The following is a 25,356-nucleotide window of genomic DNA, read 5'->3' as shown; positions in this document are numbered from 1 at the left end:
TTTCGCTCCGGAGATAATCCCGGCAGTCTAGCAAAAATCATCCGGGCATGACATTGAGCCAGACTTGGCCGTTTTCTTCAATCACGTCGAGGGCGGTCAGCGATTGGCCTCGACATGGTCCCCAGCTGCAATAGCCGGTGGCGGGGTGGTAGCGCGCGCCGTGGGTGCTGCAGATCAGATGGTGGCCGCTCAGGTCGAACAGCTTGCCGTCCTGCAGGTCCAGCTCAATCGGGACATGGCAGCAGCGGTTTAAATAGCCATGCACCTGGCCGCGGTAACGGATGGCGAAGGCGGGCAGGCGACTGCCGTCGGCTTGCGCGATTTCAAAACGGTAGGCCAGGCCGCCGTCTTCTAGTTGCGCCGAAGCGCAGATCAGCAGAGCCGGGGCAGCAGCCATGAGGCCAGCTCGGGCAGCGAGTGGACGATGGCGCGCGGCTGGCAACGCTGCAGATGCTCGCTGGCATGGGCGCCGTGGCTGATGCCTATGCCGTGGCAGCCGGCATGGTTCGCCATCAGCAGGTCGTGGCTGGTGTCGCCGACCATCAGCGTGCGGTGGCACCCCACGCCAAAGACGTCGGTCAGCTGCAGCAGCATGTCCGGATGCGGCTTGGAGTGGCATTCGTCTACGGTGCGGGTGGCGTCAAACAGCTTCGCTATGCCGGCTGCCGCGAGCGCGCGGTCCAGGCCGGCGCGGCTGCTGCCGGTGGCGATGGCGACGAAGACGCCGTGGGCGCGGATGGCTTCCAGCGTTTCGCGGGCGGCGTCGAACAGGGTGACTTGGTCCAGATTGGCCTGGTAGTGGCGGCGGAAGGCGTCGATCAAATCCGGCAAGCGATCAGCTTGCTGCTCCGGGCAGAACTGCCGCATCGCATCGGCCAACCGCAGGCCGATGACGTGGCTGGCGGCCTCGCGTGCCGGAACGGGGAAGGCGAGGTCGCGGCAGGCTTGCTGGATGGCATGGACGATGTGGCCAGTCGAGTCCATCAGCGTGCCATCCCAGTCGAACACTACCAGATCATACTCACGCATCAGCGCCGCTCCAGGGTTTTCAGGAATTTTTCCAGCTCCGGCGGCAACGGCGCTTCCAGCTTCAGCGGGGCGCCGGTCAGCGGGTGCGGCAGGCTCAGGCTTCGGGCATGCAGGAACATGCGCTTCAGGCCGCGTTTGGCCAGTTCCTTGTTCAGCGCGAAGTCGCCGTATTTCTCGTCGCCGGCGATGGCGCAGCCATTGGCCTGCATATGCACGCGGATCTGGTGGGTGCGGCCGGTGCGCAGGTGGGCTTCCACCAGCGTGAATTCCGTGTAGCGCTGCTGGATGGCGAAGTTGGTGTGGGCGTATTGGCCGTCGTCGCCTTCCGCTACCTTGACCCGGCGCTCGCCGTCCGGCGTGTGGAACTTGAACAGCGGCAGTTTCACCTGTTTGATGTTTTCCGGCCAGTGGCCAGTGGCCAGCGCCAGATAGCGCTTGTCCGGCACGTTGTCGCGCATCATGTCGTGCAGCTTGGTCAGCGCGGAGCGTTTTTTGGCCAGCATCAGCAGGCCGGAGGTTTCGCGGTCCAGCCGGTGCACCAGCTCAAGATAGCGCCATTCCGGGTGGGCGCGCCGCAATTGCTCGATCACGCCGAAGGACACGCCGCTGCCGCCGTGCACGGCCACGCCGGCCGGCTTGTTGATCACCAGCAGCGCGTCGTCCTCGTAGATGACCGGGAAGGTGGCGGCCGGCACGACTTTTTCCGGGCGCTCGGCGATGCGGATCGGCGGAATGCGCAAGGTGTCCCCGTCCGCCACCCGGTAGCTGGCGTCGACGCGGCCCTTGTTCACGCGCACCTCGCCGGAGCGCAGAATGCGGTAGATATGGCTCTTCGGCACCCCCTTGAGCAGCCGCTGCAGGTAGTTGTCCAGCCGCTGGCCGGCATCTTCTGCGGTGACTTCAAGGAAGGTTACGGAATCTTTGCGAATGTCTGTCATATTGCTTATACTTGTGGCGCTGTCCGTGGTGCGTGGCACCCTAGAGCGGACGGCGGCCGGAAAACCACGATCACGGGTTGTTTTGCGTGATGCTGCTGCGGAGATCCGAAATGGCCGGCAGGGGCCAACTCCTGACCTGATGCCGTTTGTCACAGCCGCAGCCAAGGTTAACTCGCTCACCGAAAAGTAGCGATGGTAATGCATTTATACGCACAACGCACTCACGAGTATTCCATCTTTCGATGCCAAGCCAGTCGAGAGATTTCGCAGCGAAGTTTGACCCGGCATGCCAGCCGTCCTGCTGTGTTTGTCCCGCCTGGTAGGCGGGATCGGCGACAACGCCGATGCGCCGGTTGCGCACAGAATGGCGGGGCTGCATGTGACTCAATTCAGGAAGTAGGCTGTCAAAGCAAACCTGTTTTTCTCGATCTTTACCTCGACACTTCTTTCGGAAAGCGCCCATTTATAGTCACTGGGCCGTCAAATACTGGCTGCGTCCTTGCGTGAGTGCTGCGCAAGGAATGTAAATGAAACGTATGTTGTTCAACGCGACGCAAGCTGAAGAGCTGCGCGTCGCCATTGTCGATGGGCAAAAGCTCGTCGACCTCGATATCGAGACCGTAGGCAAAGAGCAGCGCAAGGGGAATATCTACAAGGGTGTGATCACCCGCATCGAACCTTCGCTGGAAGCCTGCTTTGTCGATTACGGCACGGAACGCCACGGCTTCCTGCCGTTCAAGGAAGTGTCCCGCTCCTATTTCCAAGGCTATGAAGGCGGTCGTCCGCGCATTCAGGACGTGCTGCGCGAAGGCATGGAAGTGGTGGTGCAGGTGGAGAAGGACGAGCGCGGCAATAAAGGCGCGGCGCTGACCACCTATATCAGCCTGGCCGGCCGTTATCTGGTGCTGATGCCTAACAACCCGCGTGGTGGCGGCGTATCGCGCCGCATTGAGGGCGAGGAGCGCCAGGAGCTGAAAGACCTGCTGTCGCAGCTGGAAGTGCCTCACGGCATGAGCCTGATCGCCCGCACCGCCGGCATCGGCCGCAATCTGGAAGAGCTGCAGTGGGACATGGGTTACCTGATGCAGCTGTGGCGCGCCATCGAAGGCGCTGCTGGCGCGCAGTCCGCTCCTTTCCTGATCCTGCAGGAAGGCAGTCTGGTGATCCGCGCGATCCGCGACTACTTCCACCCGGACATCGGCGAAGTGCTGATCGACACCGACGAAATCCACGACCAGGCCCGCCAGTTCATGAGCCATGTCATGCCTAACATGCTGTCGCGTGTGAAGCTGTACAAGGATCATGTGCCGCTGTTCTCCCGCTTCCAGATCGAACACCAGATCGAAACCGCCTTCTCGCGCAGCGTGCAGCTGCCGTCCGGCGGCGCCATCGTGATCGACCACACCGAAGCGCTGGTGTCGGTCGACGTCAACTCGGCGCGCGCCACCAAGGGCGCCGACATCGAGGAAACCGCAGTCCGCACCAACCTGGAAGCGGCCGAAGAGATCGCCCGCCAGCTGCGTCTGCGCGACTTGGGCGGCCTGGTGGTGATCGACTTCATCGACATGGAAAACCCGAAGAACCAGCGCGACGTGGAAAACCGCCTGCGCGACGTTCTGAAGCATGACCGCGCCCGCGTGCAGATGGGCAAGCTGTCCCGCTTCGGCCTGCTGGAGCTGTCCCGTCAGCGTCTGCAGCCGTCGCTGGGCGAGACCAGCCACGAGCCGTGCCCGCGTTGCCATGGCATCGGCTTCATCCGCGGCACCGAATCGTCCGCGCTGCACATCCTGCGCATCATCCAGGAAGAGGCGATGAAGGAAAACACCGGCGCGGTGCACGCGCAGGTGCCGGTCGATGTGGCCACCTTCCTGCTGAACGAGAAGCGCGCCGAGATCCACTCCATCGAAGAACGCCTCGATGTGGACGTGGTGCTGATCCCGAACATCCACCTGGAAACGCCGCATTACAAGATAGTGCGCGTGCGCCACGACGACCTGGCCGAAGTGGGCGAGGCCGCGAGCTACACCCGCGTCGAAGTGCAGGAAGAGGATGTGATCACCAACTTCGGCCAGGAAAAGCCGAAGGTGGTGCGCCAGGAAGCCGCGGTCAAGGGCATCACGCCGCAGCAACCGGCGCCGACCGCTGCGCCGGCCCCGGCCGCCAAACCGGTGGAGCAGGCTGGCCTGTTCTCCGGCATCGTGTCCTGGTTCAAGGGCCTGTTCGCCGAGCCGGAGAAGGTTGCCGAGCCGGAGAAGAAAAAGCCGGCTCCCGCAGCCGCCCGCAACGAGCAGCGCGGCAACCGTTCGCGTCAGCAGGAGCGCCGTACCGGCGCCCAGGCTCGCCGCGAGCACGAGCAGCGCCGCCAGACCGTTCAGGATGACGTGAAGCCGCGTCGCCAAGACGAGCGCAAGGATGCCGAGCGCCCGGAACGCAAGGATGCGGAGCGCAAGGAGCCTGTTCGCGAACGCGAAGAGCGCAACGAGCAGCAGCGCGAGCGCGGCAATCGCCGCCGCGAGCGCGAGGGCCGCGAGCCGCGCGAAGCGAAGGAAGTCCGCGAGCAGCAGCCGCGTGAAGAGCGCGTGAGCGACAAGGCTGAAAAGCAGGACAAGCCGCAGCAGGAGCCGCGTCGCCGTCAGGTGCCGGTTGCCGCTCCGGTTGAGGCTGAGAAGCCGCTGGTGCAGGAAGAACTGCGCGCCGAAGGCATCGAAGGCGAGCAGACCGAGCAGCAGGAACGCGGCGAGCGCCGCCGCCGCCGCAGCCGCCGCGATCGTCGTCGCGACAATCCGGAAGCTCAGGTAGAAGGCGTAGCCGCCGAAACTGGCGCCGAAGCTCCGTTGGCGGAAGCCGCCGGCGTGGCCGCCGCAGCCGCCGTGGCGGTGGCTGCGGTGGAAGTGGCGAGCGAAGCGTCTGCAGCCCAGCTGGTGGAAGTGGAAACCAAGCCCGCCGAAGCGGTGGCGAGCGAAGTCGCTGCTCCTGTGGCCGTGCTTGAGGCGGCTCCGGCGGTGGCTGAAGTCGCCGAAGTGGCCGAGCCTGTCGTGGTGGAGGTGCAACCTGTTGCCGAGCCTGTTGTGGCGCCGGTGGTGGTGGCCGAGCCTGAGCCCGAAGCCGTGGTGGTGACGCCGGCGCTTGAGGTTGAAGCGCAAGTCGAAGCGCAAACGGCTGAGCTGGTTGAGCCGGTTGTCGAGGCGGCTTCTGCGGTAGTGGTGGAGCAAGCTGTAGTCGTGGCGGCTCCGGTGGAGGCGCTTGTCGAAGCGCAGCCGTCCATCGAGCAGGCTCCGCAGACGGTTGAGACCGTTGTCGAGGCCAAGCCGCTGGATCTGGGCGGGCTGGTCATGGTTTCGACCAAGCCGGCGCAACTGCAGCCGCAAGCGGTAGAAGAGCCGCTGCTGCCGCAAGGCCCGCGCCGCCGCGACGTGGTGGGCCAAGCGCAAGCCGACGTTGAGCAGCCGGTGCAGTTGATGCAGGTAGAAACCCGCCAGGGTTGATCCTGCTGGGCGGGGAGGGCGCAAGTCTTCCCCGCCCAGATTTCTGATGTGTTGACGAGGAATGGGATGTAGGTTATCATCCTTTTCTCTAATGTTCCCTGATAGCTCAGTCGGTAGAGCGACGGACTGTTAATCCGCAGGTCGCAGGTTCGAGCCCTGCTCGGGGAGCCAGAATTTAAAAGCCCGCATCAACCGATGCGGGCTTTTTGCTTTGCCTCATCCATCTGGCTGATCCCGGCGCGGGTGGCGCTCCGTTTCATGGAAATGGAACAAAACAGTCATATTCAAGACTAATCTTCCAATCTCAATACTTTCCTGGCCGAGACGCGTTCCGGCCAGTTCGGTGACCGATGGCATTTCTCGAATCCTTTAATCAATCGCTGTTCCTGCTGATCAACGCCACCCCCGCCAGCACGCCGTTTTCCATCAAGCTGGCCACCTTCATCGCCCGTGATGTGATGCGCCTGCTGCCAGTGCTGCTGTTCGCATTGTGGCTATGGGGGCGCCCTGCGCTGCGCGACACCATACTGAAAGCCCTGCTGTTTACCGGCGTCGCCTTGCTGGGCAACTGGCTGATCGGGCTGGTCTGGCCACATCCGCGGCCGTTCGCCATGCCTATCGGCTATACCTTTCTGGTGCATGACGCCACGCCATCGTTTCCCAGCAACCACGGCACGATTTTCGCGATGATGGCGCTGTGCTGGTGGTTCAGCCCGGCGCGCGGCTGGGGCTGGCTGTTGGCGGTTGCCGGTGCGGCCGTGGCCTGGTCCAGAGTGTTTCTTGGCGTGCATTTCCCCTTGGACATGCTGGGGGCCTTGCTGGTGTCCATCGCTTGGTATGCAGCGCTGTCGCCTGCGTGGGCGCGATATGGCGACGCCTTGACCGGGATGGCCGAGCTTCTATACCGGCGCTTGCTGGCCAAGCCCATCGCACAGGGGCTGATCCGGCACTGAGCGTGGCTGCCGCCTTTATTTGATCTGGATGCTGCTCTGGTTTGGATAGCCTATTTTTTAAGCACACGCGATAGCCGCTTGGTGGTAAAGTAAACAAAAGTTATTTGTTTATATCAATTGCAGTGGTGTCGGGAATGAGCATGTCTGAACGCGAAATGAGCTTGTGGCCGGAATTCGTCAAGGCCCTGAAACAGGAAGTGGTGCCGGCCTTGGGCTGTACCGAGCCGATCTCGCTGGCGCTGGCCGCCGCGCTGGCCGCGCGGGAGCTGGGCAAAACGCCGCAGCGCATCGACGCCTGGGTGTCGGCCAACCTGATGAAGAACGGCATGGGCGTGACCGTGCCGGGCACCGGCACGGTAGGTTTGCCCATTGCCGCCGCCGTTGGCGCGCTGGGCGGCGACCCGGACGCCAAGCTGGAAGTGCTGAAAAACCTGACTGTGGAGCAGGTGGCCGCCGGCAAGCAGATGCTGGCCGAGGGCAAGGTCAAGCTGGGCGTAGCGGCGGTGCCGAATATTCTGTATGCCGAAGCCTGCGTCTGGCACGGCGACGAATGCGCCCGCGTGGCCATCGCCGACGCCCATACCAACGTGATCCGGATAGAGCGCAACGGCGAGGTCTTGCTCAAGCGCGAGGCGGCCGACGCCAAGCCGGTGGAAAGCTACGAGCTGGGCGACGCCACCGCGCGCGACGTCTACGACTTCGCCACCCGCGCGCCGCTGGAGATGATCGAATTCATCTACGACGCCGCGGTGCTGAACAGCGCCTTAGCCGACGAGGGCATGAGCGGCAAGTACGGTCTGCACATCGGCGCCACGCTGCAGCGGCAGATCGAGGCGGGTTTGCTGTCCGAAGGCCTGCTGTCGCGCATCCTCACCCGCACCACCGCCGCGTCCGACGCGCGCATGGGCGGCGCCACGCTGCCGGCGATGAGCAATTCCGGCTCCGGCAACCAGGGCATCGCCGCGACCATGCCGGTGGTGGTGGTGGCCGAGCACGTCAAGGCCGACCGCGAGACCCTGATCCGCGCGCTGGCCTTGTCGCACCTGATCGCTGTCTACATCCACACCCGCTTGCCCAAGCTGTCCGCGCTATGCGCCGTCACCACCGCGTCCATGGGCGCGGCGGCCGGCATGGCGCAGCTGCTGAACGGCGGCTATCCGGCGGTCAGCATGGCGATTTCCAGCATGATAGGCGATTTGGCCGGCATGATCTGCGACGGCGCGTCCAATAGCTGCGCGATGAAGGTCTCCACCTCGGCCGGTTCCGGCTTCAAGGCGGTATTGATGGCGCTCGATGGCACCCGCGTCACCGGCAACGAAGGCATCGTCGCCCACGACGTGGACGTGTCCATCGCCAACCTGGGCAAGCTGGCCACGCAGGGCATGGCGCAGACCGATACCCAGATCCTGCAGATCATGATGGACAAGCGCTGAGTCAGCCCATCGCGTCACGAAACAGGCCCGGCATTGCCGGGCCTGTTTGTTTAAGTGCCGAGGCCTAGTCCTGCGTCGCCGGACTCAGCGCCTGGCGCACGCTGGCTTCGTTCAGCGCCGGCGCGCACAGTTCGATGAAGCGGTAGGCGTAGCTGCGCAAATAATGGCCGCGGCGGATGGCGATGCGGCTGGTTTGCTGGCCGAACAGCGGCGCGCCTTCCACCACCTTGACGCTGGTATCGCGGCGCGGGTCCACCGCCATGGAGGCGACGATGCCGACGCCCAGCTCCAGTTCGACATAGGTCTTGATCACGTCGGCGTCCAGCGCCGACATCACGATGTCCGGCGCCAGGCCGGCTTCGGCGAAGGCATTGTCTATCCTGGCGCGGCCGGTGAAGCCGTTGTGGTAGGTGACGATGGGGTGCTCGGCCAGCGCCTCCAGCGTCAGCGGCGCGTCATGCAGCGGATGAGCCGGTGGCGCGATCACACAGTGATGCCAGCTGTAGTAGGGGAAAGACACCAGTTCCGGCACCTCATGCACGGCCTCGGTGGCGATGCCGATGTCAGCCTCGCCTTCCAGCAGCAGCTTGACCAGCTCAGCCGGGCTGGCCTGATGCAGCACCAGATGCACGCGCGGGAAGGCGCGCTTGAACGCGGTGACGACCTGCGGCAGCGCATAGCGCGCCTGGGTGTGGGTGGTGGCGATGGTCAGCTGGCCCTCTTCGCGCAGGCTGAACTGCTGCGCCAGCCGCTTGATGTTGCCGGCGTCCAGCAGCATGCGTTCGACGATGGTCAGCAGCTCTTTGCCTGGGTCCGTCAGGCCAAGGAAGCGCTTGCCCTTGCGGATGAACAGTTCCACGCCCAGTTCGTCCTCCAGATCCTTGATGTGCTTGCTGACGCCGGATTGCGAGGTGTACAGCGCGTTGGCCACTTCGGTCAGGTTGAAGCCCTGACGCACCGTTTCGCGGATGATGCGCAGTTGCTGGAAGTTCATGCCTCGGCTCCTTGCGCGGCGGCAAAGACGCGGGCGGCGCGCGCCTGCAGCCGCACCGGCTGGCCGGCGGCCAGCGTTTGCAGCAGCGGGGCGTCGGCCGGCAGTTCGGCGTCGAAAGTCTGGCCGGCCAGTTCGTCGCGTCCTTCCAGCTCGACGCGGGCCAGGCCGCCCAGCGTCAGCACGCGCTGCACGCGCGCCGGCAGGCCCGGCCCATGATCCGGGACGATGGCCAGTTCGTGCGGCCGGATGAAGGCTTCCACCGGCTGGCCGTGCGGTTGTTGATGGTCGGCGTCCAGCATCTGCCCGCCCACCGCGATGGCGCCGGGGCCGCTGATGCCGCGGATGCGGTTGGCGCTGCCGAGGAAACCATAGACGAAGGCGCTGGCCGGCTGGCTGTATACCTCGGTCGGCGAGCCTATCTGCTCCACTTGGCCATGGTTCATCAGCACCACCCGGTCCGCCACTTCCAACGCTTCTTCCTGATCGTGGGTGACGAACAGCGAGGTGATGTGCAATTCATCGTGCAGCTTGCGCAGCCAGCGGCGCAGCTCCTTGCGCACCTTGGCGTCCAGCGCGCCGAACGGCTCGTCCAGCAGCAGCACGCGCGGCTGCACCGCCAGCGCGCGGGCCAGGGCGATGCGCTGGCGTTGGCCGCCGGACAGCTGGGCGGGGAAGCGGTCGGCCAGCCAGTTCAGCTGCACCAGGTCCAGCAGCTCATGGACGCGGCGGGCGATCTCGGCCTCGGACGGCCGCTCGCGCCGCGGCTTCATGCGCAGGCCGAAGGCCACGTTGTCGAACACGCTCATATGGCGGAACAAGGCGTAGTGCTGGAACACGAAACCGACCTGTCGTTCGCGCACATGGGTGGCGGAGGCGTCTTCGCCATCCAGCAACACGCGGCCGCGATCGGCCTGCTCCAGGCCGGCGATGATGCGCAAGAGCGTGGTCTTGCCGCAGCCGGACGGCCCCAGCAGCGCCACCAACTCGCCGCTGGGGAAGTTGAGGCTCACGTCGTTCAGGGCGACGAAGTCGCCAAAAGCCTTGCGGATGTTTTCTACTTGTATGCTCATCTCAGTTTTCCTTGGCGCCGCGCCATTCCACCCAGCTCTTCAGCGCCAGCGTGACCAGGGCCAGCAAGGCCAGCAGGGACGCCACGGCGAAGGCCGCAGCGAAATTGTACTCGTTGTAGAGGATTTCCACGTGCAAGGGCAGGGTATTGGTCTCGCCGCGGATATGGCCGGACACCACGGACACCGCGCCGAACTCGCCCATCGCCCGCGCGTTGCTGAGGATGACGCCGTACAACAGCGCCCAGCGCACATTGGGCAGGGTGACATGCCACAGCACCTGCCAGCCGCGCGCGCCCAGCACCACGGCCGCTTCCTCTTCCTCGCGGCCCTGCGCCTCCAGCAGCGGGATCAGCTCGCGGGCGACGAAGGGCACGGTGACGAATAGCGTGGCCAGCACGATGCCGGGCACCGAGAAAATGATCTTGAAGCCATGCTCGGCCAACCATGGCCCCAGCCAGCCCTGCTGGCCGAACACCAGAACGAAGATCAGGCCGGCGACGACCGGCGACACTGAAAACGGCAAATCGATCAGCGTGATCAACAGCTGCTTGCCGCGAAAATCGAAGCGGGTAACCGCCCAAGCCGCGGCGACGCCGAATACCAGATTCAGCGGGACGGAAATCACGGCGGCCAGCAAGGTCAGCCGCACGGCGGCCAGCGCGTCCGGCTCGGCCAGCGCGGACAGATAGGTCTCCCAGCCTTTGGCAAAGGCCTCCGCGAACACCACGATCAGCGGCAGCAACAGGAATATCGCGAAGAAACTCAGCGACAGCGTCAGGATCAGCCATTTCACCGTGCTCGACTCTCGGGTGGCGGCGCGGGTTTCCAGCAGCGCGGCCTTATCCGCGCCGGCATGCGCTTGAGACAGTACGGCTGCCATCAGCGGCCTCCCGCGCGGCCGTGACGGCGCGCGCTCCAGTATTGCAGGCCGTTGATCGCCAGCAGCAGCAGGAAAGACGCCGCCAGCATCACGCTGGCGATGGCGGTGGCGCCGGCGTAATCAAACTGCTCCAGCTTGCTGATGATCATCAGCGGCGTGATTTCCGACACCATGGGCACATTGCCGGCGATGAAGATCACCGAGCCGTATTCGCCCACGGCGCGGGCGAAGGCCAGCGCGAAGCCGGTGAGCAGGGCCGGCTGCAGCGTGGGCAGGATCACGTGGCGAAAGGTCTGCCAGCGGCGCGCCCCCAGGCAGGCGGCGGCTTCTTCCAGCTCGGTTTCCAAGTCCTCCAGCACCGGCTGCACCGTGCGCACCACGAAAGGCAGGCCGATGAAGACCAAGGCCACCAGCACGCCGAGCGGGCCGAAGGCCACCTTGACGCCCACCGGCTCCAGATACCGGCCCAGCCAGCCGTTGCCGGCGTACAGCGCGGTCAGGGCGATGCCGGCCACCGCTGTCGGCAGCGCGAACGGCAGGTCCACCAGCGCGTCGATCAGCCGCTTGCCGGGGAAGCGATAGCGCACCAGCGACCACGCCAGCAACAGGCCGAACACGCTGTTGATGGCGGCGGCCGCCAGCGCCATGCCGAAGCTGAGCCGGTAGGACGCGAGCACCCGCGGCGAGGCGGCGGCCTGCCAGAAGCTTTCCAGCGGCTGGCCGGCGGCGCGCAGCGCCACGGCGCTGAGCGGAATCAGCACCAGCAGCGACAGATAGCTGACGGCGAAACCCAGCGACAGGCTGAAGCCGGGCAACACGCGAGGAGGATGGGATGGAGGAGCGAGTGTCGCGGACATCGTGGATTCCAATTCATATAACCGAATAAACGATATCTGCGCGGTTGTTATTCTGAAAATAAGTATTTCTTCAATGCTTATTCGATATTATGCAAAGTGGGCGACGGACGAAACAAAACAGCCCGGCGGAGGGGGCGGTTGGAGAGTGTTGGACGTCCAGGTGTTTGTTTACGATCTGACTGGTTTTGATTGCCGGGGCTGCCCGGAGGGCAGGGAGGGGATATTTGCTTGGCCAAATATCCCCTCCACCCCTAAAGGCCACCCTCAAGCCTGGCCTTCGGCTTTCCGCCGGGTCCCGTCAGGCCCGAGGCGCGGCTGAACTCGCCCCGCGCTAACGTCGCGGGGCTCAAACATGCAGCCGCTTAAGACCTCGGGCCTGCCACCCGTCGGCAGGCTAGAAGGGACCCGGGCGCGTCGGATGCGTGGCTGCTTCTCTCAAGCCCGGAAGTTACTGTCATGCCTCAGCGCGCGATGATCTGGTCGAACACGCCGCCGTCGGCAAAGTGCGTTCTCTGCGCCTTCTGCCAGCCGCCGAATACCTGATCGATGGTGAACAGCTTGACCTTGCTGAACTGGCTGGCGTACTTGGCCGCCACCTGCGGGTCGCGCGGGCGGTAGTAGTGCTTGGCGGCCAGGTTCTGTCCCTCTGGCGTGTACAGATATTGCAGATAGGCCTCGGCCACTTTGCGGGTGCCGCGCTTGTCCACCACCTTGTCCACCACGCTGACCGGCGGCTCCGCCAGAATGGAGACCGACGGCGTGACGATGTCGAACTTGTCCGGCCCCAGCTCCTTGGTGGCGAGATAGGCCTCGTTTTCCCAGGACAGCAGCACGTCGCCGATGCCGCGCTGGGTAAAGGTGATCAAGGAGCCGCGGGCGCCCGAGTCCAGCACCTTCACATTGCCGTACAGCTTTTTCACGAAGTCGCGCGCCTTGGCGTCGTTGCCGCCGGGTTGTTGCAGCGCGTAACCCCAGGCCGCCAGGTAGTTCCAGCGCGCGCCGCCGCCGGTCTTGGGATTCGGCGTCACCACCTCCACGCCGGGTTTGACTAAGTCATTCCAGTCCTTGATGCGCTTGGGATTGCCCTTGCGCACCAGGAACACGATGGTGGAGGAGTAGGGCGAGGCATTGTGGGGCAGGCGTTGCTGCCAATTGGGCGCGATGGACTTGGCCTGGCTGGAGATTTCGTCGATGTCGTAAGCCAGCGCCAGCGTCACCACGTCGGCATCCAGGCCGTCGATGACCGAGCGCGCCTGCTTGCCGGAGCCGCCATGGGATTGTTTGACGGTGACGGTTTCGCCGGTCTTGGCTTTCCAGTATTTGGCGAAGGAGGCGTTGAATTCCTGGTACAGCTCGCGCGTCGGGTCGTAGGAGACGTTGAGCAGGGTGACGTCGGCAAAGGCTGAGGCGCTGCCGGCAAACAGCAGGGCGAGGGCGAGGCGGTGCAGCGGGCGCATGATGATTCCCATGGTGTTTTTCGAATGACGGCATCCACTGTAGGCGGCGCGGACTCGAGGCGGGAAGCAAGAAAATATGCAATCGATATGCAAAAGATTGCAAAAGCCGGCATTTCGTAAAAACCGATAGGCTTATCGGCAAATCGTATATTACGTTGTCACATCAGGGGCTATAGTGGCGCCAAATCCACTCCCTGGTCACGGTCATGAAACGATTCAAGCCTGCCAAGTCGCCGCCAGCCGGTTTCACGCCCGCCATGTTGGCGGCCTGTCAGCAACTGCTGCAGCAGGAGGGCGTGCAGGCGCGTTTGCAGTGGAACGAGCAGGAGGTATTCGCCAGCTTCGACGGCTGGTGGCTGTGCAGCGGCTTCATTCCGCAAACCCGCTTGCGAGACGGGCGCTGCCAGCTGCTGCAATACGCGGCGCGGCTGCGCATTTTCGGCCAATTCGGACAGACGCTGCCGGCCAACTGGCTGTTTGCCATGAACTACGGCGAGGCCAAGGCCGTAGCCTTGCTCAAGTTGATCCGCGTGCTGCATGTGATTAACCACCTGGGACGCAATGGCCGCCACCTGCCCTTGCGCATCGACGTGGACCCGCGCATCTGCCACGCCTATAGCGACCGCATTGTCGATTTCACCGCCCGGCTGCTGGACGTTTTGGAGTTCCCGGCCAGCCAGGCGCCGATGCTGCTGTTCCTGGACGAACGCACCGCGGAGCTGGGCCTGGGCCTGGTGCGGCGCTACCGGCAGCATGGCCACCGGCTGGGCCTGGGCGACTTCGGCGCCGGCAGCCAGGACCTGCTGCGGCTGTGGCGGCTGGAGCCGGACACGCTGGCCCTGGCGCCCAGCTTCATGGGCCGCGCCATCATGTACCCGAAAGTGCGGGACCAATTGCTGGCGCTGATGCCGCAACTGGCGGAGCAGGGCTTTGCGCTGGCGGTGGAAGAGATTGTTTGCGACAACATGCTGGAGCTGGCGCTGAAGATGGGGGCGGACTACTGTTCCGGCCCGTTGCTGTCGGAACGGTTGAAGCGCCAACGGTCGGCGCGCGAAGTGGATTTGTCCAACATTGCCTGTTAGGATATTTGCATTTTTATGCAGCGCTTGATGCCTATCTGGGGAAACAATGAAACATCTCTGCTTGTCTGCTATCTGCACATTGGCGCTGTCCGCCTGCGTGATCGGCAATACCGATGGTTACCGCGACGCGGCGCAATTGCAACGCATGACTGATCAGGCCGTGAAAACCTGCGGCCAAGGCAAGGTCAAGTCGGTGAGCTACAGCAGCTTCACCTGCGTGGCGGGCGACGCGGCGGAGAAGTAAATGCCGACGCAGGACGAGAATGAACAAACCATGCGGCCTATGTCGGCTGTCGAAGCCAGCCCGCTGTACCAGCTGATCGAAGCCGCGCCCAATGTGGAAACCTACCGCCGCCTGCGCGCCGAATCCGGCCTCAGCCCAAAAACCGAAGAGGCCGCCCGCCGCGGCTTGGCCGGCACGCTGTTCGCCGTACAGGTATGCTGCGGCGGCGAAACCGTCGGCATGGGCCGGGTGATAGGCGATGGCGGCTGTTTCTATCAAGTGGTGGACATTGCCGTGCTGCCGGCGCACCAGGGCAAGGGCCTGGGCAAGCGCATCATGGCCGCGATCGGCGCTTACATTGATTGCGAGGCGCCGCCAAGCGCTTACATCAGCCTGATCGCCGACGGCGATGCCAAACATTTGTACGCGCAGTTCGGCTTCAAGCCGACCGCGCCGAGGTCGGAAGGCATGGCGCTGTTCAAGGGCGCAGTCCCGCAGCCTTAGCTGATCGCGATCCGCCTGATCGAATCCAGATACGGTTGCCGTAGCAAAAGGAGCCGGCCGTCATGGCCGGCTCCAAGTCAGACTTGACTACTGGACAGATGCCCGGCCATCAGCGGCCACACCCAGTCCGCCTCGTCCAGGCTCCAGCCGCCGTCCTTGGCCGCCTCGTCCAGCCGGCGGATCGCCAGAATATCGCCCAGGTCCGGCAATCGGGCGAAGGCTTCCGCCTCGTCCTGGCGCATCGGCCCGCCCTGGTAGCCCAGCGTGGCGGTACTGGCTGGCGACAGCGCCGTCAGATAGGCCGGGTCGATGGCGCACAGGTAGCGTTTGGCCTCGACATGCATGCCCACCAGCCGGGACAGTCGGGGCGAGAAACCCAGCGACAGCAGATAGTCCTGCGCCAGCTTGTCGTGGGCCATCACGCCGTAGTCGCCCATGGCCTCGGCGCCGTCGTGTTCCAGCAGGTGGCCGACGTCGTGCAGGAAGGCGGCCAGCGCCATCTCGTCATCGTGGCCCCAGTCGCGCGCCAGCTTGGCGGCCTGGATGGCGTGGTCGAATTGCGAGACAGCCTCGCCGTAATGGCGGGCGCCGTGTTCGCGGTACAGTTGCTGCAAAACAGCGATGGCATCGCGCATCAAAATACCCTCCTGCCGCTGTTCCAAACTTGCCGCACCAGCGGCACGTCGCCGCGCACGGTCATCGCCACCAGGTCGGCGCGCTGGCCGACGGCGATGTCGCCGCGATCGTTCAAACCTACCGCGCGCGCCGGGTTGAGGCTGACGGCGGCAATGGCGCGCGGCAGGCTCCAGCCGGCCTGCGAGTGCAGCAGCCAGGCGGCGTGCAGCAGGCTGGCCGGCACGTAGTCGGACGACAGGATGTCCAGCAGGCCGGCCCGCGCCAGCTCCAGCGCCGCCACATTGCCGGAGTGGGAGCCGCCGCGCACCACATTGGGCGCCCCCATCACCGTTTGCAGGCCATGCGCGCGGGCGGCTTGGGCCGCTTCCAACGTGGTGGGAAATTCCGAGATCGCCACGCCATCGCGCAGCGCTTCGTCTATGTGGGCGGCATCGGTGTCGTCATGGCTGGCCAGCGCGATGCCGCGCGCCTGAGCCATTTCCACCACCGCCTGCTTGTGGCGGCTGGCAAACGCTGCCTGCTTGGCCTTGCGTTCCGCCACGGCCGCGAGGAAGGTCTCCTCGTTCCAGCCTACCTTTTTCTTGCCATAGTATTTTTTGTATTGCTCCAGATCGCGGTACTGGCGCTGGCCCGGCGTATGGTCCATCACCGATACCAGCTTTACCACCGGGTGGGCGATCAGCGGCGTCAACTCGTCCAGCAGTTGCGGGAAGGCCAATTCGCAGCGCAGGTGGAAGAAGTGCTCCGCGCGCAGCGCGCCTTCGTCCATGCCCTGGTTGATGGCGGCGAAGGCGCTGTGCAGCGTATCGAGGCGCACGCTTTCGCCTTCCAGATCGCCCACCGCCAGCGCGTCCAGCACCGTAGTGATGCCGGCGGCCACGCATTGCGCGTCGTGGGTGATCACCGCCGGCAGAATCGGCCACAGCACGCCGTTGCGCGGCATCAGGTGTTTTTCCAGATTGTCGGTGTGGATCTCCACCAGGCCCGGCAGCAGCAACGCGCCGGCCAGGTCTTCGCCATCCGGCAGAGGCTGTTCGTGGATGGCGGCGATCCGGCCGTCTTCAATTTCCAGCGCGCCGTGGTCGATGACGCGGTCGGCCAGCACGATGCGGGCGTGGTTCAGAATCTGTCTCATGCTGCGGTTTCCGTGTGTTGCGCCAGGGGAACCTGGAAAATGCGGGTGGCGATGGCGTCGCGCGTCGGCGCGTCGTGGAAGATGCCGATCAAGGCCGCGCCGCGGGCCAGCGCTTCGCGCATCAATTGTATGACCACGTCGCGGTTGGCGGCGTCGAGGGATGCAGTCGGCTCGTCCAGCAGTAGTATCGGCCGCGGCGCGATCATGCCGCGCGCGATGTTGACGCGCTGCTGCTCGCCGCCGGAGAAGGTGGCCGGCGGCAGGCTCCACAGCCGCTCGGCGATGTTCAGCCGCGCCAGCCATTCGCCGGCCGCCAGCCGCGCCTCGGTGTCGGTGGCACCCCATTCGCGCAGCGGCTCGGCGACGATGTCCAGCGCCGACACCCGCGGGATCACCCGCAAAAACTGGCTGACATAGCCCAAGGTGTGGCGGCGCACGGCGGCGATCTCATGCGGCAGCGCGCGGGCCATGTCCACCCATGCGCCCTGGTGGAACACGCCGATGCGGCCGCTCTCCACCAGGTAGTTGGCGTACAGCGCCTTCAATAGCGTGCTCTTGCCAGCGCCGGACGGGCCGGCCAGCGCCACGCATTCGCCGGCTGCCGCCTGCAGCGAAACGTCGCTCAGCACCGGCAGCCGCAGCCCGCCCTGCTGGTGCAGGGTGAAGGTCTTGCTCAGATTTTGCGCGTCTATCAATAGATTCATGATTTCAGGCCTGCAGGATGGAAGACACCAGAAGCTGGCTGTACGGGTGTTGCGGGTCGTCGAGAATCTGGTCGGTGAGGCCAGCCTCCACCACGCGGCCCTTCTGCATCACCAGAGTGCGCTGCGCCAGCAGCCGCGCCACGCCCAGATCGTGGGTCACCATGATGACGGCGATGCCGGCGTCGCGCACCAGGCGGCGGGTCAGGTCGAGGAAGCGCGCCTGAACCGACACGTCCAGGCCGCCGGTCGGTTCGTCCATGAACACCAGCCGCGGCTGTGTGACCAGATTGCGGGCGATCTGCAGCCGCTGCTGCATGCCGCCGGAAAAGGCGGATGGCTTGTCGTCCAGCCGCGCGCGGTCTATCTCCACTTTTTCCAGCCAGTCGCCGGCGGTCTGCCGCAAGCGGCCGTAGTGGCGCTGGCCCAGCGCCATCAGCCGCTCGCTGACGTTGGCGCCGGCGGAGACGCCCATGCGCAGGCCGTCGCGGGCGTGCTGGGTGACGAAGCCCCATTCGCTGCGCGCCAGGCGGCGGCGCTCGGCCTCGGGCAGGCAGGTCAGCTCGTGCTGCATGCCTGCGCGGTCGGCGAAGCGCACGCTGCCGGCGTCGGCGGCCAGGCGGCCGGCCAGGGTGGACAGCAGCGTCGATTTGCCGGAGCCGGATTCGCCGACGATGCACAGCACCTCGCCCGGATACAGCTGGAAATTGACGTCGAAGCAGCCCTGGCCGTTGCCGTAGTCCTTGCTTAGCCCGCTGACGCTGAGGATGGCTTGATTCATGTTAAAACCTCTTTTGCCACGAAAACCACGAAAGAACGCGAAAGTTGTCTGATGCATCCGCGGTCTCCGCCCATTGCGAGAGGGCGTGCGTGGAGGCCGCTATGCTTTCGTGTGATTTCGCGTGTTTCGCGGCGCTGAATGCTTTTCCCTGCTTCATCGCGAAGCCTCCTGCTGCTGGCAATAGTCGGTATCCGAGCAGACGAACATCCGGCTGCCGGCGTCGTCGGTGACGATTTCGTCCAGGTAGCTCGTGCGCGAGCCGCACAGCGCGCAGCCTTGCTCCCAGGTTTGGGCCGTAAACGGATGGTCGTCGAAGGCCAGGCTTTCCACCTTGGTGTAGGGCGGAATCGCGTACAGGCGCTTCTCGCGGCCGGCGCCGAACAGCAGCAAGGCCGGGCTCATGTCCAGCTTGGGGTTGTCGAACTTCGGGATCGGCGACGGCGAGGTCAAATACCTGTCGTTGACCATCACCGGGTAGTCGTAGCTGGTGGCGATGTGGCCGAAGCGGGCGATGTCCTCGTACAGCTTGACGTGCATCAGCCCGTATTCCTGGTGCGCGTGCAGTTTGCGCGTCTCCACCTCGCTGGGCTCCAGCGTGCGCAGCGGCTCCGGCTCCGGCACCTGGAAGATCATGATCTGGCCGGGTTTCAGCGGCGTTTCCGGGATGCGGTGGCGGGTCTGGATCAGCGTCGCGTCGGCGGTGCGGGTGGTGGTGGCCACGCCGGCCACGCGGCCGAAGAAGCGGCGGATGTTGACGGCGTTGGTGGTGTCGTCGGCGCCCTGGTCGATGACCTTCAGCACGTCGTCGCGGCCGATCACGCTGGCCGTCACCTGGATGCCGCCGGTGCCCCAGCCGTAGGGCAGCGGCATTTCGCGGCTGCCGAACGGCACCTGGTAGCCGGGAATCGCCACCGCTTTGAGCAAGCCGCGGCGCAGCATGCGCTTGGTGTTTTCGTCGAGGAAACCGAAGTTGTAGCGATCGTCAGTCATGGCGGGTCTCCTGATCGGCGGCGGCGCGCAACTGGCGGATCAGCGCCAGCTCGGCCTGGAAGTCCACGTAATGCGGCAGCTTGAGATGCTGGACGAAGCCGGAGGCTTCGACATTGTCGCTGTGATACAGCACGAACTCCGGCTGCTGCGCCGGCGCGTGGGCGGCTTCGCCCAATTCTTCGGCGCGCAGGCTGCGGTCCACCAGCGCCATCGCCATCGCCTTGCGCTCGGCCTCGCCGAAGCTCAGGCCGTAGCCGCGGGTGAATTGCGGCGGCGCGCTCTTGCTGCCGGCAAACTGGTTGATCATTTGGCATTCGGTCAGCGTGATTTCGCCGATGTCGATCTCGAAGCCCAGCTCCTCCGGGCAGACCATCACGCTGACTTCGCCCATGCGGATTTCCCCGGCGAACGGGTGGCTTTCGGCGTAGCCGCGCTGGGTGGAGTAGGCGAGGCCCAGCAGCCAGCCTTCGTCGCCGCGGGCCAGGTTTTGCAGCCGCGCCGGGCGGCCGGCCGGGAACATCAGCGGCTCGCGCGTCAGGTCCACCGGCTCCGGATCGCCGTCGGGCGGCAGGTCGGCCTCGATCAAGCCTTCACGGTCCAGTAGCTGCAGCACGCCGGGCAGTGCGTCCGGCAGCGGCGCGGCGGCCTGTTCCAGTTCGACTTTCTGCGAGGTTTCCATTAGGCCGAAGTCCAGCAGGCGCTGGGTGTAGTCGGCGGTGGGGCCGAGAATCTGGCCGCCCGGCACGTCCTTGAAGGTGCCGGACACGCGGCGGCGCACTCGCATGGCGGCGGTGTTGAGCGGCAGCGTCTGGCCGAAGCGCGGCAGCGTGGTGCGGAAGGCGCGCAGCAGGAACACGGCTTCTATGTTGTCGCCGCTGGCTTGTTTCAGCGCCAGCGCGGCCAGCTCCTCGTCGTACAGCGAGCCTTCCTGCATCACGCGGGCCACGGCCAGGCGCATTTGCTGGCGGATTTGGGCGATGCTCAACTCCGGCACGGCCTCGTCGCCGCGGCGCGCGGCGGCCAGCAAGTCCCAGGAGCGGGCGATGGCGGTTTCCCCGCCTTTGACGGCTACATACATTTCAACCCTCCCGGATGCGGGTGCTGCGCGGCAGCCCGGCGACGTGGGTGTCGGAAATCAGCATGGCGTCCACGCCCAGCGGGAAGCGGGCATGGTTGCGTTGCCATTCGGTCCAGAAGCCGGATGGCAAACCGGCGGCGCCGAAACGGCGCGGCGCGGCGAAACCGGGGCCGCTGCCTTCCACCTGATCCTCAGCGAAGCTGGCCACCTCGATCAGCAGCGTGGCGGAGCGGTCCGGGTATTCGGCGCTGCCGGCTTTCAGACTGGCCAGATCCGGCAAGGGCATGCCCTGGGCGATGACGATGAAGTCGGCTTCTTCCGGCAAGTCGGTCAGCCGCATGCCGGTATGGAAGCGCAGGCTGTCCACCGAGGCGGACGGCAATGCAGGCAGCCAGACGCGCACGTCCTGATCGGCCAGGGTGTAGAGCAGGGCGGCGGTGGCGGCTTCCAGGCCGGGCAGGGCTGGCGGCAGAGCCGGCAGGGCCTGCGGCAGCAAGGGCTCTGCCATGGCGGACAGAATGGCGCGGAAAGTTTGCTGGGCTTGATCCACCGGATGGACAAAGGCGCTATGCATGGTCATTCTCCTCGCACCATGGTGAAAAACTCCACCTTGCTGGCGGCGGCCTCGCGCGAGCGTTCGGCGCGGCGCTTGGACAGCTCCGCGGCCAGCGGCGTAATCCATTGCTCCATCAGCTGGCTATGGCGCGCCGGGTCTTGCAGCAGCGCGTCGGCCTGGGCGATCAGCTCGGCATGGCGGCCATCGCCGCCGCGCACCCAGCCGTGGCCGACGTGATCGCCTATCTGGCAACTGGCGCGGCTGACGCTGATTTCGCCCAGATTGAAGCGGGCGCCGCTGCCGCCGCTGCGGCCTTGCAGCATCATCAGGCCGGTTTCGGCGCGGCGCAGCCAGCGCGGCGCGGCGGGCAGCGCCGGGGGCAACAATTCCAGCAGCCGCTCGATTGGGCTGTTGGCCAGCACGGCGAGCCAGCGCTGTCGGGTGGAGGTGTCCATCATCTGCCTCATGGTTCAAGAAAAATTCATATAAACGTATAGACGTATCCATGATAATGGCAGCGTGGAATGGATTAACAGCATGCGGCGATGAAGTTTTTGTGACGTTTTAAAGGCGGATGCAGACGATTGCTTTAGCGCTGCTGTGATCAACATGTTTTTTGAATCCGCTGCGCGGATGATGCTTTTCATAGCCGGGGCTGCCCGGCTGGCAGGGAGGGGATATTTGTGTGGCCAAATATCCCCTCCACCCCTAAAAGCCACCCTGCAAGCCTGGCCTGCGGCTTCCCGCCGGGACCCGTCAGGCCCGAGGCGCGGCTGAACTCGCGATTTGCTAACGTCAAATCGCTCAAACAGGCAGCCGCTTAAAACCTCGGGCCTGCCACCCGACGGCAGGCTTGAAGGGACCTGGGCGCGTCGGCCCCCGTGTTTGCTATTTGCAGATCCAGGCGAAAACGTCGTTTAAGAAACGCTAAGGGATAGGAAGGATAGGAATGATAGAAAGAGGTTCCGGCGTCGCCGTGTGGCGACAGATAGAAGAAACGCTGGCGGCGGACATCGCCGGCGGCGTATTGCAGGCTGGCCAGCAGCTGCCCACCGAGTTGCAACTGGCGGAACGATTCGCCGTCAACCGCCACACCATACGCCGCGCGGTGGCCACGCTGGTGGAGCGCGGCCTGCTGCGGGTGGAGCAGGGGCGCGGCACCTTCGTGCAGGACAATGCGATCGACTACGCCATCAGCAAGCGCACGCGCTTCTCGCAGAACATGGCAAGGCAGAACCTCAGTTCCGACATCGACATCCTGAACAGCGACACGGTGCCGGCCAACGCGGAGCTGGCCGATCTGCTGCAAGTCGCCGTGGGCGACACGCTGTACCGCATCAAGACGCTGAGCCGGGTGGAGAACCGCGTGGTCGATTACGCGACGATGTTCTTTCCGGCCGCGCGCTTCCCGGGCCTGCCGCAGGTCTATCTGCAGCACCGCTCGGTGACGCGCGCGCTGGAAGCCTGCGGCGTGCCGGACTATACCCGCCGTTTTACCCGCGTCACCGCGCGCTTGCCGGATGCCGAGGTGGTGGATTATCTGGGCATCCCGAAGAACCGCCCGGTGTTGCACGTCAAATCGCTGAACGTCGACCCGGCCGGCGTGCCGGTGCAGTACGGCATTACCTGTTTCAACGGCGATCTGGTGCAACTGGTGATGGAGCAGGAGTGATGCGCTACGCCGTGTATTACGCGCCCAAACCCGGCAGCCCATTATGGCGCGCCGGTTGCCAGTGGCTGGGAGGCGACGCTGCCAGCGGCAAGGCGCTGACGCAGCCGCAGATCGCCGGCATCGATGCCGGCGTTTTGGCGACGCTGACTCGGGATGCCGCCCGCTATGGCTGGCACGCCACCTTGAAAGCGCCGTTTCCGCTGCGGATCGATGTCCAGGCCGGCACGCTGTTGCGCCATGTGGCCGAGTTGGCCGCTGCGTTCCGGCCGTTTGCGTTGAATCTGCAAGTGGATTGGCTGGATAGCTTCCTGGCGCTGCGGCCTGCGGAAGCCGCTCCTGAGCTGGACGAGCTGGCGGCGGCCTGCGCTGTGGCGTTGGAACCCTTGGCGGACCGCGGCGCGCCGCTCAAGCCGCGCGCGGGCTTGGACCCGCGGCAGCAAGCGCTGTATCGGCGCTGGGGCTATCCCTATGTGTTCGAACAATTCCGCTTCCACATGACGTTATCGGACACGCTGCCCAAGGCATCGCCGCAGGCCAAGGCCTTGGAGCAGGGCGCGCGCCGCCATTTCGCCGGCGTTTTGAACGCGCACACGGTCGATGGCATCGCCGTGTTTGTTGAGCGCGAGCAGGGCGGCCCCTTTCATTATCTGGCTTACTGCGGTTTTGACGGCGAGGTGACGCGTTATGGCGATTGAGCCGGGGACGCTGTGGTATGTGATCGGCCCGTCCGGTGCCGGCAAGGACAGTCTGCTGGCTTATGCGCGACGGCATCTGCCGCCAGGCGCGGGCGTGATGTTCGCCCACCGCTACATCACCCGGCCGGCCGATGCCGGCGGCGAGAACCATGTGGCGCTGAGCGCGGAGGAATTTGCCGCGCGCGAGGCGAGCGGCTGTTTCGCCTTGTGCTGGCGGCGGCACGGCCTGGCTTATGGACTGGGCGTGGAGGTGGCGATGTGGCTGGCCCAGGGCTTGGATGTCGTGGTCAACGGTTCGCGTTCGATGCTGCCGCTGGCGGCGCAGCGTTTCCCTGCCTTGCGTCCGCTATGGATCACCGCCAGCCCGGAAGTGTTGGCGGCGCGCTTGGCGGGGCGCGGCCGGGAGTCTGCCGAGGACATCGCCCGCCGGCTGGTGGAGGCGGGCAGCTTCGCGCCGCCTCCCGGGTGCGAGGTGTTGTGGAACGACGGCGAGTTGGCCGAGGCCGGCGCGCGTTTGCTGGCCCTGCTGGCGCGCCAGCCGGCCTGATCAGTTGTCCACCACGAAGCGCCGCATCTGCGTTTGCAGCGTGGCGCTGACTTCCTGCAGCCGGCCGCTGCTGAGACTGGCATCCTGGCTGGCTTTGAGGCTTTCGTCTGCGGAGCGGGCGATTTTCGACACGCTGCCGGCGATGGCCTGGCTTTCCCGCACTTGTTCCTCGATATCGACGGCTAGCCGGTCCAGCTCGCCCACCGTGGCAGTGGCGCCGAGTTTCAACTCGGTCAACGGTTGGACGATCTCGCTGATCAGCGCCACGCCGCGCGCCATCTCGCGGTGCCCTTGTTGGATGCGCGCCATCGCCTCGGACGTCTGGCTGTCCATCGCGGCGATCACATGATTGATTTCACGCGTGGCCTGGGCGGTGCGCCCGGCCAGATTGCGCACCTCGTCCGCCACCACGGCGAAGCCGCGGCCCATTTCGCCGGCGCGGGCGGCCTCGATGGCGGCGTTCAGCGCCAGCATATTGGTTTGTTCGGCGATGTCGGTCACCGACTCAATCATGTCGTGCATGGAGTTGGCGCGTTGGCGCAGCGCATCCACCGACTCGGCGCTGCCCTGGATTTGTTCGGCGATCAGGCTGATCTCGCGCGAGGCGGTTTCGATCAGGCTTTGCCCGCGGTCTGCCAGTTCGGCGGCGTTTCTGGCCTGGCGTCTGGCTTGATCGGCGGTGGCGGCGGCGCGGTCGAGTTTGGCGGCGAAGTCGCCGACCACGCCGTTGATCTGATGGATTTCCGCTTGCTGGCGTTCGACCCCGCCGGCCACTTCCGCGGCGCTGCCGCGGGTGGAGGAGGCGGTATCCGCCACCACGTCTGCCGAGGCACGCAGCTCGCGCACCAGGGTGGCCAGTTCCGCCTGCATGCGGCTCATCCGCCGCAGCATTTGCGCCGTTTCGTCGTTGCCGGCGGCATGGACTTCGCTGCGCAGATCGCCCTGCGCCATCAAGCCCAATACCGCCACGCTATGCTCCAGCGGCCGGGTAATGCTGCGGGTGACGCTCCAGGCGAGCAGCAACCCAGCCAGCGCGGCCGCGACGCAGCACCCCAGCAGCAAGCCGCGGGTGGCGCCCATCAGCGACAGCACGTCGGCCATTTCCGCGTTCATGTGGCTTTGTTGTACTGCCGCCAGATCCGCGGTGGCGCTGAGCAGCGCCTGCAGCGCAGGCCGTGTCTGGCTGCCGTATTGCTTGGCCAGGGCCGCCGGGTCGTTGGCCTCGACCAGGTCCACGGTGTCGCCGAAGGCCTTGGCGTAGGCGGCGCGCAGATCGGCCAGCTTTTGCAGCGCGCCAGCCTGCTCCGCGCTCCATGGCAGCGCCTTGAGCCTTTGCAGCGCGTCGTTGCTCTTGCGGTTGGCCTCGTCCATCGCCGCGTACAGCGGCACGCGCTGCGGCTGATCCGGGGTGGACACGATCTGCAACAGCAGCAGGGCGGCGCTTTGCGAATAGCGGTCCAGGTCCGCCGCCGCCTGCTGTTTGCTGGCGTCTTCGCTGACGATGACGCGGGTAGCCTGTTCGATTCGGGCCAGTCCGCTCCACACGCTGGCGGCAATCGCCAGCAAAAAGGCCAGCAGCACCATGAAGGAGACGGCGAGCCGGGGACCTACCTTGATTGTTTGCAGTAACCTCATCGGGGCGCTCTCGCAGATTGGAAAA

At 65.4% G+C, this 25,356-nt stretch carries 26 protein-coding genes and 1 tRNA gene; 10 read left to right on the top strand and 17 right to left on the bottom strand.

Annotation, left to right across the window (positions count from 1 at the left end):
* Positions 1-37: 37 nt before the first annotated feature.
* The 3 genes from JHD59_RS03985 to JHD59_RS03975 are packed head-to-tail and all read right to left on the bottom strand — an operon-like array spanning position 38 to position 1,967.
* Positions 38-397 carry a Rieske 2Fe-2S domain-containing protein gene (locus tag JHD59_RS03985; protein ID WP_103319448.1) on the bottom strand — a complete coding sequence of 120 codons (360 nt, stop codon included), beginning with the start codon at positions 395-397 and terminating at the stop codon, positions 38-40.
* Positions 373-1,029 carry an HAD family hydrolase gene (locus tag JHD59_RS03980; protein WP_199153237.1) on the bottom strand — a complete coding sequence of 219 codons (657 nt, stop codon included), beginning with the start codon at positions 1,027-1,029 and terminating at the stop codon, positions 373-375. Before JHD59_RS03980 ends, JHD59_RS03985 begins: the two co-directional genes overlap by 25 nt.
* Positions 1,029-1,967 (bottom strand): RluA family pseudouridine synthase, encoded by a 939-nt coding sequence (locus JHD59_RS03975; RefSeq protein WP_103319452.1) that lies wholly within the window; start codon positions 1,965-1,967, stop codon positions 1,029-1,031. Before JHD59_RS03975 ends, JHD59_RS03980 begins: the two co-directional genes overlap by 1 nt.
* A 527-nt stretch (positions 1,968-2,494) precedes the next feature.
* Between JHD59_RS03975 and JHD59_RS03970 the strand changes: the two genes are divergently transcribed.
* From JHD59_RS03970 to JHD59_RS03955, 4 genes are all read left to right on the top strand, one after another.
* The gene (locus JHD59_RS03970) at positions 2,495-5,452 is read left to right on the top strand and encodes an Rne/Rng family ribonuclease (protein ID WP_199153236.1); all 2,958 of its coding nucleotides are present in this window, start codon (positions 2,495-2,497) and stop codon (positions 5,450-5,452) included.
* Positions 5,453-5,547: 95 nt separating this feature from the next.
* Positions 5,548-5,623: transfer RNA gene (locus JHD59_RS03965), tRNA-Asn, on the top strand.
* A 179-nt stretch (positions 5,624-5,802) separates the two neighbouring features.
* On the top strand, positions 5,803-6,405 hold the full coding sequence (locus JHD59_RS03960) for a phosphatase PAP2 family protein (protein WP_199153235.1): 603 nt from the start codon (positions 5,803-5,805) through the stop codon (positions 6,403-6,405).
* 140 nt (positions 6,406-6,545) lie between these two features.
* Positions 6,546-7,838: a serine dehydratase subunit alpha family protein gene (locus JHD59_RS03955; protein ID WP_199153234.1), complete on the top strand. Its 1,293-nt coding sequence runs from the start codon at positions 6,546-6,548 to the stop codon at positions 7,836-7,838.
* Between the two features lie 64 nt (positions 7,839-7,902).
* Here the strand turns inward: JHD59_RS03955 and JHD59_RS03950 are convergent, their stop codons facing one another.
* The 5 genes from JHD59_RS03950 to JHD59_RS03930 all read right to left on the bottom strand — a co-directional run bounded on the left by JHD59_RS03950 (position 7,903) and on the right by JHD59_RS03930 (position 13,096).
* The gene (locus JHD59_RS03950; protein WP_199153233.1) at positions 7,903-8,832 is read right to left on the bottom strand and encodes a CysB family HTH-type transcriptional regulator; all 930 of its coding nucleotides are present in this window, start codon (positions 8,830-8,832) and stop codon (positions 7,903-7,905) included.
* Complete coding sequence (locus JHD59_RS03945) at positions 8,829-9,902, bottom strand: sulfate/molybdate ABC transporter ATP-binding protein (RefSeq protein WP_199153232.1); 1,074 nt, start codon at positions 9,900-9,902, stop codon at positions 8,829-8,831. The genes JHD59_RS03950 and JHD59_RS03945 overlap by 4 nt, the downstream gene beginning before the upstream one ends.
* Position 9,903: 1 nt before the next feature.
* Positions 9,904-10,782, bottom strand: coding sequence for a sulfate ABC transporter permease subunit CysW (gene cysW / locus JHD59_RS03940; RefSeq protein ID WP_233163888.1), 879 nt, complete (start codon positions 10,780-10,782; stop codon positions 9,904-9,906).
* On the bottom strand, positions 10,782-11,639 hold the full coding sequence (gene cysT / locus JHD59_RS03935; RefSeq protein ID WP_199153231.1) for a sulfate ABC transporter permease subunit CysT: 858 nt from the start codon (positions 11,637-11,639) through the stop codon (positions 10,782-10,784). The genes cysW and cysT overlap by 1 nt, the downstream gene beginning before the upstream one ends.
* 461 nt (positions 11,640-12,100) lie before the next feature.
* On the bottom strand, positions 12,101-13,096 hold the full coding sequence (locus JHD59_RS03930; RefSeq protein ID WP_233163887.1) for a sulfate ABC transporter substrate-binding protein: 996 nt from the start codon (positions 13,094-13,096) through the stop codon (positions 12,101-12,103).
* Positions 13,097-13,302: 206 nt separating this feature from the next.
* Between JHD59_RS03930 and JHD59_RS03925 the strand changes: the two genes are divergently transcribed.
* The 3 genes from JHD59_RS03925 to JHD59_RS03915 are packed head-to-tail and all read left to right on the top strand — an operon-like array spanning position 13,303 to position 14,905.
* Complete coding sequence (locus tag JHD59_RS03925) at positions 13,303-14,178, top strand: EAL domain-containing protein (RefSeq protein ID WP_199153230.1); 876 nt, start codon at positions 13,303-13,305, stop codon at positions 14,176-14,178.
* A 46-nt stretch (positions 14,179-14,224) separates the two neighbouring features.
* On the top strand, positions 14,225-14,422 hold the full coding sequence (locus JHD59_RS03920; RefSeq protein WP_199153229.1) for a hypothetical protein: 198 nt from the start codon (positions 14,225-14,227) through the stop codon (positions 14,420-14,422).
* Positions 14,423-14,905, top strand: a complete 483-nt coding sequence (locus JHD59_RS03915) for a GNAT family N-acetyltransferase (protein ID WP_233163886.1) — start codon at positions 14,423-14,425, stop codon at positions 14,903-14,905. It abuts the gene before it with no gap.
* Between the two features lie 77 nt (positions 14,906-14,982).
* Here JHD59_RS03915 and JHD59_RS03910 read toward each other — a convergent pair whose 3' ends face one another.
* From JHD59_RS03910 to phnG, 8 genes are all read right to left on the bottom strand, one after another.
* Positions 14,983-15,540 carry a phosphonate degradation HD-domain oxygenase gene (locus JHD59_RS03910; protein WP_199153228.1) on the bottom strand — a complete coding sequence of 186 codons (558 nt, stop codon included), beginning with the start codon at positions 15,538-15,540 and terminating at the stop codon, positions 14,983-14,985.
* Complete coding sequence (locus tag JHD59_RS03905; RefSeq protein WP_199153227.1) at positions 15,540-16,676, bottom strand: alpha-D-ribose 1-methylphosphonate 5-triphosphate diphosphatase; 1,137 nt, start codon at positions 16,674-16,676, stop codon at positions 15,540-15,542. Before JHD59_RS03905 ends, JHD59_RS03910 begins: the two co-directional genes overlap by 1 nt.
* Positions 16,673-17,380 carry a phosphonate C-P lyase system protein PhnL gene (phnL, locus tag JHD59_RS03900; protein WP_233163885.1) on the bottom strand — a complete coding sequence of 236 codons (708 nt, stop codon included), beginning with the start codon at positions 17,378-17,380 and terminating at the stop codon, positions 16,673-16,675. The genes JHD59_RS03905 and phnL overlap by 4 nt, the downstream gene beginning before the upstream one ends.
* 4 nt (positions 17,381-17,384) lie before the next feature.
* On the bottom strand, positions 17,385-18,158 hold the full coding sequence (gene phnK / locus JHD59_RS03895; RefSeq protein ID WP_199153226.1) for a phosphonate C-P lyase system protein PhnK: 774 nt from the start codon (positions 18,156-18,158) through the stop codon (positions 17,385-17,387).
* Between the two features lie 153 nt (positions 18,159-18,311).
* Entirely contained in the window at positions 18,312-19,148 is an 837-nt protein-coding gene (locus JHD59_RS03890) for an alpha-D-ribose 1-methylphosphonate 5-phosphate C-P-lyase PhnJ (RefSeq protein ID WP_199153225.1), read from the bottom strand.
* Positions 19,141-20,226 (bottom strand): carbon-phosphorus lyase complex subunit PhnI, encoded by a 1,086-nt coding sequence (locus JHD59_RS03885; protein ID WP_199153224.1) that lies wholly within the window; start codon positions 20,224-20,226, stop codon positions 19,141-19,143. Before JHD59_RS03885 ends, JHD59_RS03890 begins: the two co-directional genes overlap by 8 nt.
* Position 20,227: 1 nt before the next feature.
* Positions 20,228-20,800 carry a phosphonate C-P lyase system protein PhnH gene (phnH, locus tag JHD59_RS03880; RefSeq protein WP_199153223.1) on the bottom strand — a complete coding sequence of 191 codons (573 nt, stop codon included), beginning with the start codon at positions 20,798-20,800 and terminating at the stop codon, positions 20,228-20,230.
* Between the two features lie 2 nt (positions 20,801-20,802).
* Entirely contained in the window at positions 20,803-21,237 is a 435-nt protein-coding gene (gene phnG, locus JHD59_RS03875) for a phosphonate C-P lyase system protein PhnG (RefSeq protein WP_199153222.1), read from the bottom strand.
* Positions 21,238-21,731: 494 nt separating this feature from the next.
* On the opposite strand from phnG, the gene phnF reads away from it, so the two are divergent.
* The 3 genes from phnF to phnN are packed head-to-tail and all read left to right on the top strand — an operon-like array spanning position 21,732 to position 23,696.
* Positions 21,732-22,454, top strand: coding sequence for a phosphonate metabolism transcriptional regulator PhnF (gene phnF / locus JHD59_RS03870; protein ID WP_199153221.1), 723 nt, complete (start codon positions 21,732-21,734; stop codon positions 22,452-22,454).
* Positions 22,454-23,149 (top strand): DUF1045 domain-containing protein, encoded by a 696-nt coding sequence (locus tag JHD59_RS03865; protein ID WP_199153220.1) that lies wholly within the window; start codon positions 22,454-22,456, stop codon positions 23,147-23,149. The genes phnF and JHD59_RS03865 overlap by 1 nt, the downstream gene beginning before the upstream one ends.
* Positions 23,139-23,696, top strand: coding sequence for a phosphonate metabolism protein/1,5-bisphosphokinase (PRPP-forming) PhnN (phnN, locus tag JHD59_RS03860; protein WP_199153219.1), 558 nt, complete (start codon positions 23,139-23,141; stop codon positions 23,694-23,696). The genes JHD59_RS03865 and phnN overlap by 11 nt, the downstream gene beginning before the upstream one ends.
* On the opposite strand, the gene JHD59_RS03855 is transcribed toward phnN, so the two are convergent.
* On the bottom strand, positions 23,697-25,331 hold the full coding sequence (locus tag JHD59_RS03855) for a methyl-accepting chemotaxis protein (RefSeq protein ID WP_199153218.1): 1,635 nt from the start codon (positions 25,329-25,331) through the stop codon (positions 23,697-23,699).
* Between the last annotated feature and the right edge of the window lie 25 nt (positions 25,332-25,356).

Origin of the sequence: Chromobacterium sp. ASV23, assembly GCF_016428945.1 — a bacterium.
Lineage (GTDB): Bacteria > Pseudomonadota > Gammaproteobacteria > Burkholderiales > Chromobacteriaceae > Chromobacterium > Chromobacterium sinusclupearum.
The sequence above is the reverse complement of the archived record's forward strand: the minus strand, read 5'-3'. Positions and strand labels throughout refer to the sequence as shown.